This is a genomic window from Candidatus Poribacteria bacterium, from assembly GCA_028820845.1.
Taxonomy (GTDB): domain Bacteria; phylum Poribacteria; class WGA-4E; order WGA-4E; family WGA-3G; genus WGA-3G.
Map to the genome: position 1 here is coordinate 81,834 of JAPPII010000022.1, position 14,473 is coordinate 96,306.

Genomic DNA, 14,473 nt, shown 5'->3' on the forward strand with positions numbered 1-14,473 from the left:
GTAATGAAACTTCAACTCCTTGCACATCGGGGCGGTATGGGCCGCGCACCGGAAAATACCCTTGCCTCCTTTAAACAAGCATTGGCAGACGGTGCCGATGGATACGAGTGCGATGTCTGCCTCACCCAAGACAAACAACCTGTGTTAATTCATATCGGCTTCAACAGCAACAACATTCGGGAAGCCACTGGATGTTCGACACCTCTCAACCAACTTACTTGGGAAGATGTACAACAATTGACATCGGTTACTTCCGACGAACCTGTAGCACACCTTGATGATGCACTCCGGTTTACACGAGAAAACCAGATGCCGTGCTTTGTTGAACCAAAGGTGGACGCGCCAGAACTACTTCCTATCATTGTGGAACGAATACGCCACTTTGATGTTGTCCATCTCGTCAGCATACTCACCTTTTACATCAGAAAGCATTTACTTCTTGATGCCAAGCGTTTGGAGCCGAAATTGAAAACGAGCGCAATCCTCATCAATCCGATGGCGAACTTCCTCAAGGCAGCTACGCTGATTGAGGCAGACCGTATGATCTTAGGTTGGAGTGGAATTAATCACTTCGGACTCTATAATACCTTCACGCGTGCTGTTACACGTCAAGTCAAGCAACTTCGGGCAAACGGCATTGTTGTTGAGGCTGGATTTATCAAAACAGCGAAGGACGTGGCGTGGGCGATCTCTCCACATAAAGCAGGGGGTGTTGATGGCTTATGGGTGGACGATGTCCCTTACATCAGACGCTGCCTCCAAGAACTTGAACCTTAAAAATTCTCAGTAGAGAAACCATTCATGGTCTCCTGTTTTCGCGATCCATAGAAAATTTATGAGGTCAGAAAAACACATGAATATTACCGTCTGCAACCCACTTTTAAGAACGCCACTTTCTCTTATCGTTGACGATTCGGGTCCGGTAGTCAATCTTACTTATTACTGGATCCACCAGCGACACGCCTGGAAAACACGCCACCAGCCCGGTGTGTCCCCTGACCGCTGGGAGGGTGATGCTTTTGAGTTAAAAAAAATGCCACCCACAATTCCCGCGGATTTCGCCTGGGAATGGGCAGAATGGTGTGCAGAAAATGGTGTGAAAGGCAAATTTAGCCTCATCCCATATCCTGCCGGAGTTGGCCGTGTTGACGAGGGATTTCCTGATTTCCCGGTCCGCGAATATCAGGCATGGCTGCGAATTTACCGGGAGATCATCTGGCCCAACTTCGATTTGACACCGGAGATGCTTACCCACACTGCCGTCGTTGATCTCGACACATTCACCCTTACCGAAGAATGGGAACAGGTCGAATGGGTGGATCCGCCTGTTGATAACAGACTGACAGACTACATTATCACGGCGATGGAAATGCTGGATAACGTCGGTATTCCATGTGAAGGTGTAACGAGTCCCGGAGCTTTCGGAAAGCGTCAAGAGGCAGCGTATGCGAAGGCAGTGCTAACCGCTTCACAGCACGTCAATAACAACCCGCGTCCGTTTTATTTTCTCTGGCTCAAACACGATGAACTTCCAGATGTCCCAATCTGGTATGCTGAAAAAGAGAAAGGGATAGCGATTGCCAGTATCGTTTCGTGTGCAGGGGATTGGTTCGGGGGTTGGACAGGATACGATTTGGGAAGTGCTGACCGGTTCATCACAGAGGACTTGCAAGGTGGACGACTCCCGCCGATTCTCGAAAAAGAACTGCCGTGTGTCCTCGTCGGACACTGGCCCGGATTCTATTTCAACGGCGAAAAAAGCGGGTTTGAGGTACTGAAAACCGTCAAAGCACGGCTCAACGCTTATGACCCAGATGGCACAAAAACAATTTGGATGAAGAACTCGGAAATCGGGCACTATGCGATGGCACGCGAGCTCACCGACATAGTAGTAGGCAGACTCCGCTCTGCCGTAACTGATACAAGGATAGACAGCCTTCGTTCTGCTGTAACGCTCTCCACCCAATTCCCGACAGCGAATTTCACACTCGCCATTGATGCCCCCGTCCGTTTTATGCAGGTCAACGGGTGGGATCTACGCGAGGTAGGTTCTCAACGCGACTTTCAGAGAGATACTTTTCTCCGTGAAGGTAAGCAAACTTATGTCGCTTTCGATTTAGAAGTCGGAGATACGGTTCTTGAATTGGTCCTATAGCGTTCTTAAAAAATGGTAGGCGAGGTTTCCCTCAAGCCTCCTGTTCGTAGTAGGGCAATTCATTGCCCGTTAGCACACTTTACGGAATCAAAATACGCCCACCACTCGCGATCACCGTTGAACCCGTCATATAACTCGATTCCTCACTCAAGAGGAACACAATGACATCCGCCATCTCTTCCGGTTCACCGAGCCTGCCGAGGGGGGTCGTTGATCGGAGCTGCTCCTTCATCTCTGGTGACACCTCATTGAGCATATCCGTAGCGATTGCACCCGGGGCAACCGAATTAATACGGATATTGTGGCGCGCCAGCGGTCCGCAACACGATTTCGTCAGAGAGATAACCCCGGCTTTCGCTGCTCCATAAGGCAATTGATCCGGACGCACTGCCAATGCAGCAATCGACGAAACATTAACGATACGTCCAAACTCCTGCGCAATCATTCCCGGTTTAACCGCCCAAATCACGTTGAAAGGACCCGTCAGATTAACCGCAATAATCCGGTCCCAGTGTTCAGGTGTGAGTTCATCAAACACCATATCACCAACAGCCCCGGCATTGTTCACTAAGAGTTCAATTGCGCCGAGTTCTGCTGTCACGGTTGCCACCATCTTGTTCACGGCATCTCTATCCGCAATATCCGCTTGCACCGGTATGGCGTGTTGTCCGAGGTCACGGATCTGGCTGCAGACTTCTTCTGCTTTAGCCGTTGAAAGTGAATAATGAACAGCAACAGTTGCACCTTCGCCTGCCAATTTCAGTGCCGTCGCTTTTCCAATCCCGCGGCTTCCCCCCGTTACCAACGCAACCTTTCCTTGGAATCGCATCAAATCTCCTTCTACAAAAGTGCCTGTAGTTTCTCCCACACGTCATCAGGGACGGGGGTCGTGGCGGCAGCGAAATTCTGCTCTACTTCCATCGCATTCTTAGAACCCGTTAGACTCATCGCAATACGAGGTTGCCGAAAACAAAATTGAATCGCAAGATTCAATAGACTCAAATCGTTATCAGCTGCCCACTGCCAGAGACGATGCGCCTTTTCGGCATCAGAGGTGCCTAAGTGCATTCGTTCAGCCGATACATCCGGTTCAATCCCAGAGAGCAACCCCATCGCAATTGGACTCCCGTTAATAATTCCTATGTCACATTCAGAGGCAAGCGGTAGCAACCACTCATTTGCAGTTTGGCTTAGGAGCGTATAGTCCAAGTATGTGAGAATCACATCAACGACACCCGTTTCAATAGCAGTCTTGTGGAATTCGTGTTGCCGAACCCCGAGTCCTATAAACTTAATCAGTCCTTCCTCACGCATCCGTTGGAGTTCATCAAGCGCACCACCTTTCGCCACAACAGGATCCATGCTATCTGGGTCGTGTACCAAGCAGACATCGAGATAATCCGTGCCTAATAGCCGTAGACTGTTCTCAACACTGCGACGGGTCCCCGGTCCACTAAAATCGCCGCGCCATTCCGGGTGTGTGCCTGTTTTCGTGGCGAGATAAATCTTCTCACGCCAACCATCAGCGAGTGCCAGCCCGACCCGTCTTTCGCTCTCACCATAGAGAGGCGCGGTGTCGAGATAATTTATTCCTAAGTCAATGGCTCGGTGCACCGCTTCGACTGCTTCATCGTCGGTGACATCACCTCTACCGAGGCCCGCCCCTCCCATACCGAGGCAGGTGACCTCTAATTCTGTACGTCCCAACCGCCGCCGGGGTAACAGGTATGTTTGTGTTGCCATGGTTTACGCTCCTCTTGATCGCTATCGGAAATCATTGGAAGTCAGAGCGTTTTTGAAACAAATGCCGCCTTTGACGTACGCTGCGCTTGTAACAAAAAGCCTCTTTACTGAGTGCTGACAGCCGACGGCTGACAGCCATTATCGATGCAGATGTCCGCGACGGGCATCAGGGGGAATTACACTCACCCACTGCACCCCTTTAACGACATCATCCGGGGTATGTCCATGCTCAACGCCTCTGGGCGTGACGACCAGGTCTCCAGGACCGATGCGATAGGATGCAGAGTGCCCATCCGCCGTTCGGAGCGTCACAGTCGTCGTACCTTCCGTGAAATACCAATACTCATCAAAATCGTGATAGTGAAGTTCAGTGGGGTTTTCTTTTGAAACAGCGAAGGCTCCGATCGTCGTCATATCTGGGGTATCCAAGACTTCTCCGAGTGCGTCGCCGATCCGTTCCCCTTCACCCAGTCGGATGACGCAAAGATTTGTATCCACTATATGACTCCTATGTCTTTTAGGTGTTGCAGCGAACCTGCCACCCGCGCTTGCGCACCTGCTTCGTCAAGGTTTTCCCCCTCAATACCTTCTAATTCCATTGTGAAAGGACCATAGAAACCGGCATCGTTCAACGTCTGGAATACCGCTTTGAAATCAACCACACCTTCACCGAGCGTCGGGAAATGCCACGTCCGATAACCGCCATTTGTATCCTTAAGATGGACGGCACCGACATGCGGGATGACCTTCTCAACCTCTGTGAGGGCTGTCACATTGTGGTTGTAGTAGTAAACGTTGCCGGTATCGAAATTGACACAGATGTTCGGATGGTTAACAGCTTGCATCGTCTCCAATGCGATATCGCCGTTGTGTGCCATATCTGGATGGGTTTCCAAGCAGACTTTGATACCCGCAGGTGCAGCGTTCTCACCGATAGCGCGGAGTCGATCGTATGCAACGTTACGATCTGTGTCCCCAGCATGAACACTGACGAAGATAATGTTCACTCCCATCTGCGCGGCAGTATCCAAGGTCGTCTGGAAATCCGATACAACCGTTTCAGACTGAACATCGCATCTACCAAGCAGACTCGTAGCAGTAAGTCCGTGTGCGTCCAATTCTGACTGGAGTGCATCCACAGATTCAGCCGAAGGCACCCCGACTTCTACATTCGTCAGACCGATTTCTGCCAAGTGTGCATAAGCACCCGCCCGAAACTGTCGGTAACTCCCTAAATTACATGCAATAATATTTTCCATTTTATCTCCATATTGGCTATCGGCTGTCAGGTCGCTTCGCTATCGGCTATCGGAGCTCTCTTTCCGACCGCTGACTGCTACGCAAGTCGCGTGTGGACTTGCGGGACAATGCTGACAGCCATTAAGGTATTTTTCGTAACACTGTATTGCTCAATAATATCTCTATACCCAACAGCAACGCTGCCGGTATCAGAATATATGATGCCAACTCTGTGTGATTAACAGTGCTAACGACCTCAAATTTCGTCTTTTCAAACAGGTCGATTTCTGCATATATTCGCTGCAACGACTGCGTATCTGTCGCGCGAAAATAGCGACCGTCTGTTATGCTGGCAATCTGTTTCAAAGTGTCTTCGTCAAGATAGGTTAAGACCTCACGGTATCTTTTGCCGAAGGTTGTATCCGCGTACGGAATACGTGCGCCGCCCTCTTTCCCCATACCGATTGTATAAACCTTAATGCCGAAGGATTGCGCCAGAGCGGCTGCCGTCTCTGGGTCTATACTACCGGCGTTGTTTTCTCCATCGGTCAAGAGGATGACAATCTTCGTTTTCGATGCCGAGATTTCCAACCGATGCGTAGCAGTTGCAAGAGCATCACCGATGGCTGTACCGTCCTCTAACTGCCCGATTTGGACATCACGGAGCAATTCTATTAATACTGAATAGTCCAACGTGAGTGGACAGAGTGTGAAACTCTCACCCGCAAAAATAACTAAACCGATGCGATCATTTTCGCGATGGGACAGGAAGTCGTTAATGACCGATTTGGCAATTTGGATACGATTGGCACCTTCAAAGTCTTCTGCCCGCATACTCTCCGAGATGTCGAGTACTAAGAGAATATCAATACCTTCTGCAAATTTATGCTCACGACTTTGAGAGAGTTGAGGACGAGCGAGCGTAAAAATAAGAAGTGCCAGGACAATGAATCTCAGAATGCTAAGTGTCGGCAGTGCTTTGACCGAGAGGGTCTGTCGCATCTGTTGGGTGCCTGCTGCGAATCCATGTCTGAAGTCAGAGAAACGTACTGCCGGGACAATTGCCTGCTTCCAGAACGAGGGTCTATGTCTGTTACTACGGAAAAACCATAAAGCAATTATTAGCAGCGGCACTACAATTAGCAGAACGAGGAAAAGTGGAGAAACTAACTGCATGGAGGCTAAACCCTTTCTGACCAAGAAATATTTTGACGCGGGTCTTGTGGTAGCATCGCGCTGATACCACTCAGCACACATAATCCAATGCTAATAGCGTTGACAAGAAGAAACGTTACCCAGTCAATATGCGGCAGGGCTGTTGCCATGAAATAGAGAATGTAGCAGAAAATTATTCCGAGCGGTTTCAATCGTCCTGAAAAGAGGGTGCCGCCGAGCGTAACGAAAATCGTCGTCTTACCAAAGATTGCCAGAGGAACCAAGAGTGCTAACGCTAATAGCATAAATGGCACTCCGATAATGGATAACGTTAGCAGCGTGAGAATCAGTGGTATTATAGGTAACATCAGAATACCGAATAAGACACTCCCCATCGGTCTACGTGCCAACATTTCACCCGTGGCATTTATAGGTCTTGGGAATGCGGCGAATACCAACAAATACATCAAGACGGAAATACCAGCCTCGACTAAGGTTAATCGTAAATTTGCCTGTTTACTGGTGATTTTCCAAAAAATATAAGGACGCATCAGCAGCTTCGCCCCAGCCGGAATCATCTTCCAATGATTGCTTACTTGAAGGTCCGCCACGCCGTCTGTTTGTCCTGACACCTGCCCACCTATAATCTGAAGGGTCCCGTTCACCTGTGATTCTTGTGTCAGGGTAACATTTCCACCAAGAATCAACATATTTCCAGTGACGGTTCCTTGTAGTCTCACGTCACCAGCAATGACGATAAGCGTCGTTAACACATCATCCGCTCCCAACTCATAATCGTTGGCAATTCTTAGGATTCTCCGCTTCCTTTCATTGGGAGACGGATTTGTAATCTCAATGTGCTGTTGATCAGTCGTTCCAACTTGTGGTGCTGGTTGGTCAGCGTGCTCTTCAGGGGTTGATTCCGTTGTAGGCGGGGTTTCTGACGCTTGTCCTGTTTCGCTTTGGGCAATAAGAAAGGGGCTTGCTGGTTTTTTATGCTCAAAGTCAGGTTGTTGCAAGTCTGAAACTTGCGGGTTGCTGTTTGAAGTTTGCCCAAATACCGGCAGCACGCCAAACATTAAAAGAAAAAAAATAATTTCTATGTGTTTCATACTTTCCTGTGTCTTAGATGAGGATAGATGTCTGGGTGAATTATAAATGGAACTTTCTTTGATGTCAATGCTTTTTTCTAAGTGACTGGTTTATTTTCTTGACATCTGCCCGCGAATTTGGTATGATAAATACAAGATGATATTTTAGCGGTGGTTTATCCTTTACGACAATCGTGTGGTCATGTAAATCACCTGTACGTATAAGGTCTTTGAACGTGTAATATTGAATGGGAGGTAAAAATGGATTTCGGTGCTATTTTTTCTCGCAAATTTTGGCTTGCGGGTTTAGTCTTTGTGTGTTCCAGTCTCTTCTTCGTCGGTCTTTTCTGTGTCTCCACGACCTCTGCTAAGATTGATCCTGCCACTGTTACCGGGTTGTGGCTCTTTGATGAAGGCAAGGGGAAGATTGCAACCGATGCGTCTGGAAATGGTCTGGACGGTGATCTTGAGAATAGTCCAAAATGGGTCGAAGGTAAATTCGGAGAAGGGCTTGAGTTCGATGGGACTGGTCCACATGTCGTCATTCCCGATCATGAGAACCCGACGGAAGCGATAACTGTTACTATCTGGGTTAAAAGCAATACGGATACTTGGAATCAACACGGTTGGATGGTCGAAAAGAGGAATGCCTATATTATCCATCCCAACCAAGGAACGAAAAATGTTTCATGGCCGATTTGCAATGGCGGTTGTTGGAATAAGCCGGGTGGTTGGCGCGATGGTGAAGTCGGTCCGAAAGATATTACCGAATGGCACATGTACACCACCACTTATGATAGCAATACCGGTGAATGGTACATCTATATTGATGGTGAAGAAGCGAGTTCGATGGATTTGACAAAGAATCCGATTGATCCAGATAAGGGTCCCGTTTACATCGGCAACGACACCTGTTGTGGTGGACGCTTCGCCGATGCTGTTGTTGATGAAGTCGCAATCTTTGATGTGGCTTTGGAGCCAGAGGATATCCAGAGCCTCTATAAAAATGGACTCTACTTCTCAGTCTTGGCAGTTGAACCCGCTGACAAAATGACAACCACTTGGGCAGACGTGAAAGTCAAATATTAATTCGGTTCGCAAGTCATTTAATATTGAAAACAGTTATGTGGGCGGATCGTCGGGTCCGCCTACACACGCGTGGTGAAGTACACGCTGCCTTTTAACGAAAACGGACGTAAGGTTTCCGCCATGCTTTAGCAGGGGAATATAAGTCCGCCGTATGGTATTAGGCCACAGCGTGGAAACGTAAGAAAAACTTGACAAACAGAGTGAAATTGTGGTATAATGCTTATACATCGTGGCGGTGGACTTGACCTCCCGCTTGGGAGTGCCACCGCACCGTTTCAAGTCGGTATCACGATGTAAAGGAATTCACGATGTATATCACAACGACACTTAAACACAAAAGAACAGATGTTTTAGACGCGCTCGCACGTGAGTCTGGACGTTGCTATTCCAAAGTCGTTTCACTGATGCGAAAAACGCAGAAGCGAAAAGGTTTTTGGTTGTCCAAAGGCGCGGTGCAGAAATACTTGAGACTTCGCGGATATGCCTTGCATTCTCAATCTGTGCAAGCGTGCGTTGATAGTTACTTTGATGCGCTGAAAAGTTTCTTTCAAGTGCGTAATTCCAATTCTGATGCCAAGCCTTCGAAACGGACACCTCGCTATTTCAAGGTGCGTTGGAAATCAGGAGCGATTCGCCACAAAGACAGTCAACTCATACTCTCTAATGGTAAAGGTCAAGAACCGCTTATTTTGAAAACCGACATAAAACCGAAATATGTTGAGATGTATTTTCACCGCGGTGCCTATTGGTTCGCTTTGGTCTCTGAAGTAGATGTGCCGCCAAAACAGGAAACGGGGATCACGGTTGCTATAGATATGGGCGAAATACATCCGATTGTCAGTCATGATAGCGAAAAAACGATAATCTATAATGGTCGATTGCTACGGTCTATCTTCCAGTATCGGAACAAAGTTAAGGCAAGTTTCCAAGCGAAAATAGATAGATGCAAAAAACAATAGAATTGTCCTATAAGGAACAAAGGAATCACCCACGCTTTAGCGGGGTGAGGATGTCAAAAAATGGAGGAACGGATGCTATTTAACTATGACGAGACAGATGATTTTGAGGATGAGCCACAGGAGTTATCGCCAAACGAAGAGGATGACTTCTCTGAAAATGAAGGTTCTCCTGAAACAGAATCAGAGGTAATAGAAACAGAAGGTAATGATGACAGCAATGAATCTGATCCCTATGATCGAATTGCCGAGATACTCGGTAAAGGTGAATTGGAAGAAATCTCAGCACCCTTGACTGCAACACCACAAGGAAGTGTCCTTTTTCATCTCTATGAGCAGAGTAGTCATGCCTATGCAAACGCTGTCACAGCCTATTATGAGGAGAAGAATTATCAACAGGCAATCGAAAAATTTGACGAAGCCATTGAAAACGCCTCCGAACGCGCCGCACACGACCTAACCGAAGAGCAAGCCAACGAGATCGTAGCGAAATCAATGTACTGGCAGGCGGAGGCTTACGTCAAAACGGAAAATATTCCGCAAGCCATTGAGACTTTCAGGGCCCTTATCCAAAATTGCCAGGGGCATTATCTCACGTTAGCTGCACAGCGTAGAACGGACGAGTTGAACACGAAATAGCAATTAGTAAGCCGCTTTCAGCGGTCAGCGACGAGGGATTTTATAACACTTCACCATTTCACTGGAATACGCCAAGTCGAGGATAGATTGTTACAAAGGATTCTTAACTGATAGCTGATAACGCTAAAAAAGGATTGATAAAATTTGTGGAAACCCTAAAAAACCTTCTCAAACAAAAGGCAACCAATTTACGTATTCATTCCATTGTCTCTACATCGGAAGCCGGATCCGGGCACCCAACCACGTGTCTCTCTGCTGCGGATATCGTCTCTGCACTCTTTTTTCATGCAATGCGCTATGACCCTACCGACGCACAGAATCCGAACAACGATAGGTTCATCTTATCCAAGGGACATGCCGCACCCCTCCTTTACGCTGCTTATGCCGAAGCAGGTATCATTCCAACGGATGAACTGGGCACGCTCCGACAAATTGACAGCATCTTGGAAGGACATCCGACACCACGGTTCGAGTGGACTGAGGTAGCAACGGGATCCCTCGGACAAGGTTTATCGCTTGGGCTCGGTATGGCACTCAACGGTAAATACTTAGATAAATCTGATTACCGTGTGTATGTCCTCCTCGGTGATGGCGAGACTGCTGAAGGGGGAGTGTGGGAAGCCGCCGCTTTGGCATCTCATTACCAACTCAATAACCTTATCGGAATCATTGATGTCAATGCACTCGGACAGAGCCAGCGGACTATGTACGCCTTTGATATTGACACCTACTGCCGACGTTTCGAGTCGTTCGGGTGGCAAACTATTGGTATTGATGGACACGATTTTGACGAAATTCTACCAGCACTCGCCGAAGCGAAAGCCTCAACCGATAAACCCACAATGATTGTTGCTAAAACCTTTAAGGGCAAAGGCGTTTCGTTCCTTGAGAACGCGGACAACTGGCATGGGAAAGCAGTCGCCAAAGGCGAAGACCTTGATAAAGCGTTGGCTGAGCTTGGTCCCCTACATACAGATGTTCCCGTTCAGATTGAACCACCGAATCCGATAAAGGTAAATGGCGCGATGCCAACCGAATGTGACCCACCAGACTATTCACCGGACGAAGAGGTCGCAACACGCGGCGGTTACGGCACCGGACTCGCGAAACTCGGAACTGCGAACCCCGATGTCGTTGCGCTTGATGGTGATACAAAAAACTCTACCTACGCCGAGCAATTTATGACACTCTATCCAGACCGATACTTTGAGATGTTCATCGCCGAACAAAATTTGGTCGGTGCCGGCATCGGTTTAGCAAAACGCGGGAAAATTCCGTTTGTTTCGACGTTCGCAGCGTTTTTATCGCGCGCCTACGATCAGATTCGGATGTCCGCTATCTCGCAAGCCAATATTAAATATGCTGGATCACACTGCGGGGTCTCAATTGGTGAAGACGGACCCTCGCAGATGGGTTTAGAGGACCTCGCAATGTTCCGAGCGATTCCAGGAGCAGCCGTACTCTATCCGAGCGATGCCGTCTCCGCAGAACGCCTCGTCGCAGGAGCTGCAGCGCACCAAGGTATCGTTTATCTCCGAACCTCGCGTCCACCAACCCCAATCCTCTATGATGCTAATGAAAGTTTTCCCATTGGTGGATCGAAGGTACTACGTAAAAGCGATGCAGATGAGGTAACCGTCATTGCCGCGGGTGTAACGCTTCACGAAACGCTTAAAGCATACGAAATACTTGCTGCAGATGGCATTGCTATCCGTGTGATTGACCTCTACTCCGTTAAGCCGATTGACAAGAAGGCACTGCAAGCTGCTGCGGCTGAGACTAACAATACTCTGGTTACTGTTGAGGACCACTATCCTGAAGGTGGTTTGGGAGATGCTGTGTTGAGTGCTGTCGCAGCTGACGGCGTTTGCGTCCACAAACTCGCAGTAACAGGAATACCGCGTTCGGGGAAGCCAGAGGAACTTTTGGAACATCATGGGATTAGTGCAGATGCTATTGTGCGGAAAGTGAAAGATTTATTAGCGATTAGCGGTTAGCGATTAAAAAATGCGTAACACAATTGTTTGGATCGTTGTTTTAGGGGTTATTTTTCTTGTAGGTATCGGGATGATTTACGCGTTACGCGTGCCGCGCGTCGCACCGAAAACCTATCCAGCGGATAAGGGACCTAACTTTATTGATGTTAGCAGCTATTCCCCTAAGATGCAAGGGTCTTATGAGCTCTTTACCCGTAAATGTAGTCGATGCCATACCGTTGCACGCCCGATTAATTCTACCTTCACATCGGAAGAATGGCGAGAGTATGTCTATAAAATGATGAGAAAACCGGGATCCGGGCTTACGCCGAAAACCGCTGATGAGATCATTGAATTCCTCACTTACGATTCGCAGCACAGAGAGAAAACAACAGAATGATTACTGCAAGATGGAATCACAAAGTGCCCCATACGCTAAAGTTTTTGATCTTCACAGCCTTGTTCTGTGTAATAGGTTTGCAAATAGGAGATGCCCAAGAGGATAACATGAAGCGTGTTGATTTTCAGATTTCAATAGATGCCCAGCCCGTCGTGTTTACCGCGCCACCTATCTTAAAAGATGGGGTCTGGTTGGTACCTTTAGAGAATTTCGCGGAACGACTCGGATTAAAAGTGGAATATCCACAAGGCGAAAAGATGGCGGTTCTCTGTCGAGAAACGGAATCGGAACTCTGTGTACCCCTCCGATTTCAGGATAGCAAAGACGGTGTTGTGGACATTATTAATGGTGTCGTTTATGTCCGACCTGAAAGCGTCACAGAGCCTTTCGGATTTGAAATTTATAGGGCACCATCAAACAGATTGGAGGTTATTCAACCTATGCATCTTGCTCCCGAATTTACGCTTCCCGATCTGCGGGATACCCAAAGACATTTACGAGATTTTCGAGGGAAAAAGACGCTCCTCTACGTGTGGGGGTCTTGGTGAGGGTGTCGTGAACAACTGCCGGGCTGGCAGCAATTTTATAACAAATACCGAGAGAAATTAAACCTCGTCTCTATTGCCCTCGATGCACAAGGTGCTTCGGTCGTCCGCCCTTGGCATGATGCTGCGAACGCCGATTTCGTCACACTCGTTGATACACAAAATATCTTCGGCACCCGTTACAACCTCAAAGCTATCCCCTACGGTGTCCTGATTGATGAGGCGGGTCGTATGGTTAAAGCACCTTTCAGCATCAATGTTGCCGATAAAGAGACGCTTATGATGTTGGAAAAATGGCTCTCAGATCCTGACTATAATGCGGTGCTGCTTCGCGATATAAAACGCTCAAATGAACCAGTTGCCCAAGCTCTTACTGAAGCGATGGCCCGTTTTCAACTCGGTCTCATCTTGCTGGAGAGCGGTAAAAAACAGGAAGCGATGGCTGAATGGCGAAAAGCACTTGCATTGGATCCAGAAAACTGGATTATCCATAAGCAAATTTGGGCAGTTGAGCATCCAGACAAATTCTATAATGGAGATGTTGATTACGGATGGCAGAAAACACAGTTGGAATCAGAGAAAAGTGAACAGTAGCAGCGATTTCTACTTCAATTGAAATATTTGCTATTTCGTCTCGGATTTGCTATATTATCTGTAGTTTTAGAAACCTGTGCACCGATGCCGTGACATGTCCAGGTCCTAAGAATCGTTGTTATGAGAGAGAGTTGGCGAAATCTCATTGATCTCGTTGTGAACCCAAAGGCTACGTTTACGCGGTTGAAGTCTAAACCAAAGTACGGTGTTGCATTCTTCGTTTTCTGCTTCCTCGTCGTGCTGCTGGCATGGATCGTTTTTCCATTTACACAGAAGTTTGTTAACCCAGAGTATGCAAGTAGTTTGGCCGATGTTCAACTGTTTGGATCTACCAAAGCGGCATCTATGGGACTTGTTGCGGTAAGCGGCATTGCTCTTGGCATTCTCTGTGCCGTTACGTTCAGTGCTATACTTATCGTGGTGTCGCGAGTTTTCGAGGCAAATGAGGCACTCAAGTTTAAACATGTCTTCGCCGCTTGGTGGCACACTATCTTGATTAATCCAGCGATATTTTTTATCAATGTCGCATTCGTTCCAGTTTTTAGGCGCGTTGAAGATATTGAAACACTCATTGATTTAAGAGTGATTCCGGGACTCCACATGTTGGTGCCAACCCTCGAAAATCAGTATCTTTTGGTGTTTTTGAGTTTTGTTGATATTTTAGCTATATGGAATATCTTTGTTTTAACTGTAGCGGTTGCTACACTCGCGGAAGTCAGGAAAACAAAAGCGTGTCTTACGGCGGTAATTATTTGGCTCTTAAGAGTTGGTATTGATGTTATATTCCAAGTTGGATATTCTTCTTAGGGAACACGTGCGTAAAAGAGAGTCGTTAGAATCTTATAGAGCATTGGTAGATTTTAGAGTTAATTTGGACGCTCAGCATCGGTG

16 protein-coding genes are annotated in these 14,473 nt (G+C 47.7%); 10 read left to right on the forward strand and 6 right to left on the reverse strand.

The features are described 5' to 3' along the window. Positions 1-3: 3 nt before the first annotated feature. Together OXN25_05690 and OXN25_05695 are read left to right on the forward strand one after the other, a co-directional pair. Complete coding sequence (locus OXN25_05690; protein MDE0424340.1) at positions 4-777, forward strand: glycerophosphodiester phosphodiesterase; 774 nt, start codon at positions 4-6, stop codon at positions 775-777. A gap of 76 nt (positions 778-853) precedes the next feature. Further along, a complete protein-coding gene (locus OXN25_05695) occupies positions 854-2,155 on the forward strand; it encodes a hypothetical protein (protein ID MDE0424341.1) in 1,302 nt (433 codons plus the stop codon). A gap of 79 nt (positions 2,156-2,234) precedes the next feature. Here OXN25_05695 and OXN25_05700 read toward each other — a convergent pair whose 3' ends face one another. From OXN25_05700 to OXN25_05725, 6 genes are all read right to left on the reverse strand, one after another. Then, positions 2,235-2,984 carry an SDR family NAD(P)-dependent oxidoreductase gene (locus OXN25_05700; GenBank protein ID MDE0424342.1) on the reverse strand — a complete coding sequence of 250 codons (750 nt, stop codon included), beginning with the start codon at positions 2,982-2,984 and terminating at the stop codon, positions 2,235-2,237. Between the two features lie 11 nt (positions 2,985-2,995). Then, positions 2,996-3,898 carry an aldo/keto reductase gene (locus OXN25_05705; GenBank protein ID MDE0424343.1) on the reverse strand — a complete coding sequence of 301 codons (903 nt, stop codon included), beginning with the start codon at positions 3,896-3,898 and terminating at the stop codon, positions 2,996-2,998. 138 nt (positions 3,899-4,036) lie between these two features. Then, positions 4,037-4,396 (reverse strand): cupin domain-containing protein, encoded by a 360-nt coding sequence (locus OXN25_05710; GenBank protein MDE0424344.1) that lies wholly within the window; start codon positions 4,394-4,396, stop codon positions 4,037-4,039. Then, a complete protein-coding gene (locus OXN25_05715) occupies positions 4,396-5,157 on the reverse strand; it encodes a sugar phosphate isomerase/epimerase (protein MDE0424345.1) in 762 nt (253 codons plus the stop codon). Before OXN25_05715 ends, OXN25_05710 begins: the two co-directional genes overlap by 1 nt. Before the next feature lie 121 nt (positions 5,158-5,278). Beyond that, complete coding sequence (locus OXN25_05720) at positions 5,279-6,313, reverse strand: VWA domain-containing protein (GenBank protein ID MDE0424346.1); 1,035 nt, start codon at positions 6,311-6,313, stop codon at positions 5,279-5,281. Positions 6,314-6,318: 5 nt separating this feature from the next. Next, positions 6,319-7,404 (reverse strand): polymer-forming cytoskeletal protein, encoded by a 1,086-nt coding sequence (locus OXN25_05725; GenBank protein MDE0424347.1) that lies wholly within the window; start codon positions 7,402-7,404, stop codon positions 6,319-6,321. Between the two features lie 240 nt (positions 7,405-7,644). Here OXN25_05725 and OXN25_05730 point away from each other — a divergent pair, with 240 nt between their 5' ends. The 8 genes from OXN25_05730 to OXN25_05765 all read left to right on the forward strand — a co-directional run bounded on the left by OXN25_05730 (position 7,645) and on the right by OXN25_05765 (position 14,389). Continuing rightward, complete coding sequence (locus tag OXN25_05730; GenBank protein MDE0424348.1) at positions 7,645-8,472, forward strand: LamG domain-containing protein; 828 nt, start codon at positions 7,645-7,647, stop codon at positions 8,470-8,472. 308 nt (positions 8,473-8,780) lie between these two features. Next, positions 8,781-9,431, forward strand: coding sequence for a hypothetical protein (locus OXN25_05735; protein ID MDE0424349.1), 651 nt, complete (start codon positions 8,781-8,783; stop codon positions 9,429-9,431). Positions 9,432-9,503: 72 nt separating this feature from the next. Further along, entirely contained in the window at positions 9,504-10,067 is a 564-nt protein-coding gene (locus OXN25_05740) for a tetratricopeptide repeat protein (GenBank protein ID MDE0424350.1), read from the forward strand. A 146-nt stretch (positions 10,068-10,213) separates the two neighbouring features. Further along, on the forward strand, positions 10,214-12,064 hold the full coding sequence (locus OXN25_05745; protein MDE0424351.1) for a transketolase: 1,851 nt from the start codon (positions 10,214-10,216) through the stop codon (positions 12,062-12,064). A gap of 10 nt (positions 12,065-12,074) precedes the next feature. Then, a complete protein-coding gene (locus OXN25_05750) occupies positions 12,075-12,443 on the forward strand; it encodes a hypothetical protein (protein MDE0424352.1) in 369 nt (122 codons plus the stop codon). A 107-nt stretch (positions 12,444-12,550) separates the two neighbouring features. Beyond that, complete coding sequence (locus tag OXN25_05755; protein MDE0424353.1) at positions 12,551-12,991, forward strand: hypothetical protein; 441 nt, start codon at positions 12,551-12,553, stop codon at positions 12,989-12,991. 228 nt (positions 12,992-13,219) lie between these two features. Next, positions 13,220-13,582: a tetratricopeptide repeat protein gene (locus tag OXN25_05760; protein MDE0424354.1), complete on the forward strand. Its 363-nt coding sequence runs from the start codon at positions 13,220-13,222 to the stop codon at positions 13,580-13,582. A gap of 120 nt (positions 13,583-13,702) precedes the next feature. Then, positions 13,703-14,389: a YIP1 family protein gene (locus tag OXN25_05765; protein MDE0424355.1), complete on the forward strand. Its 687-nt coding sequence runs from the start codon at positions 13,703-13,705 to the stop codon at positions 14,387-14,389. Positions 14,390-14,473: the final 84 nt, after the last annotated feature.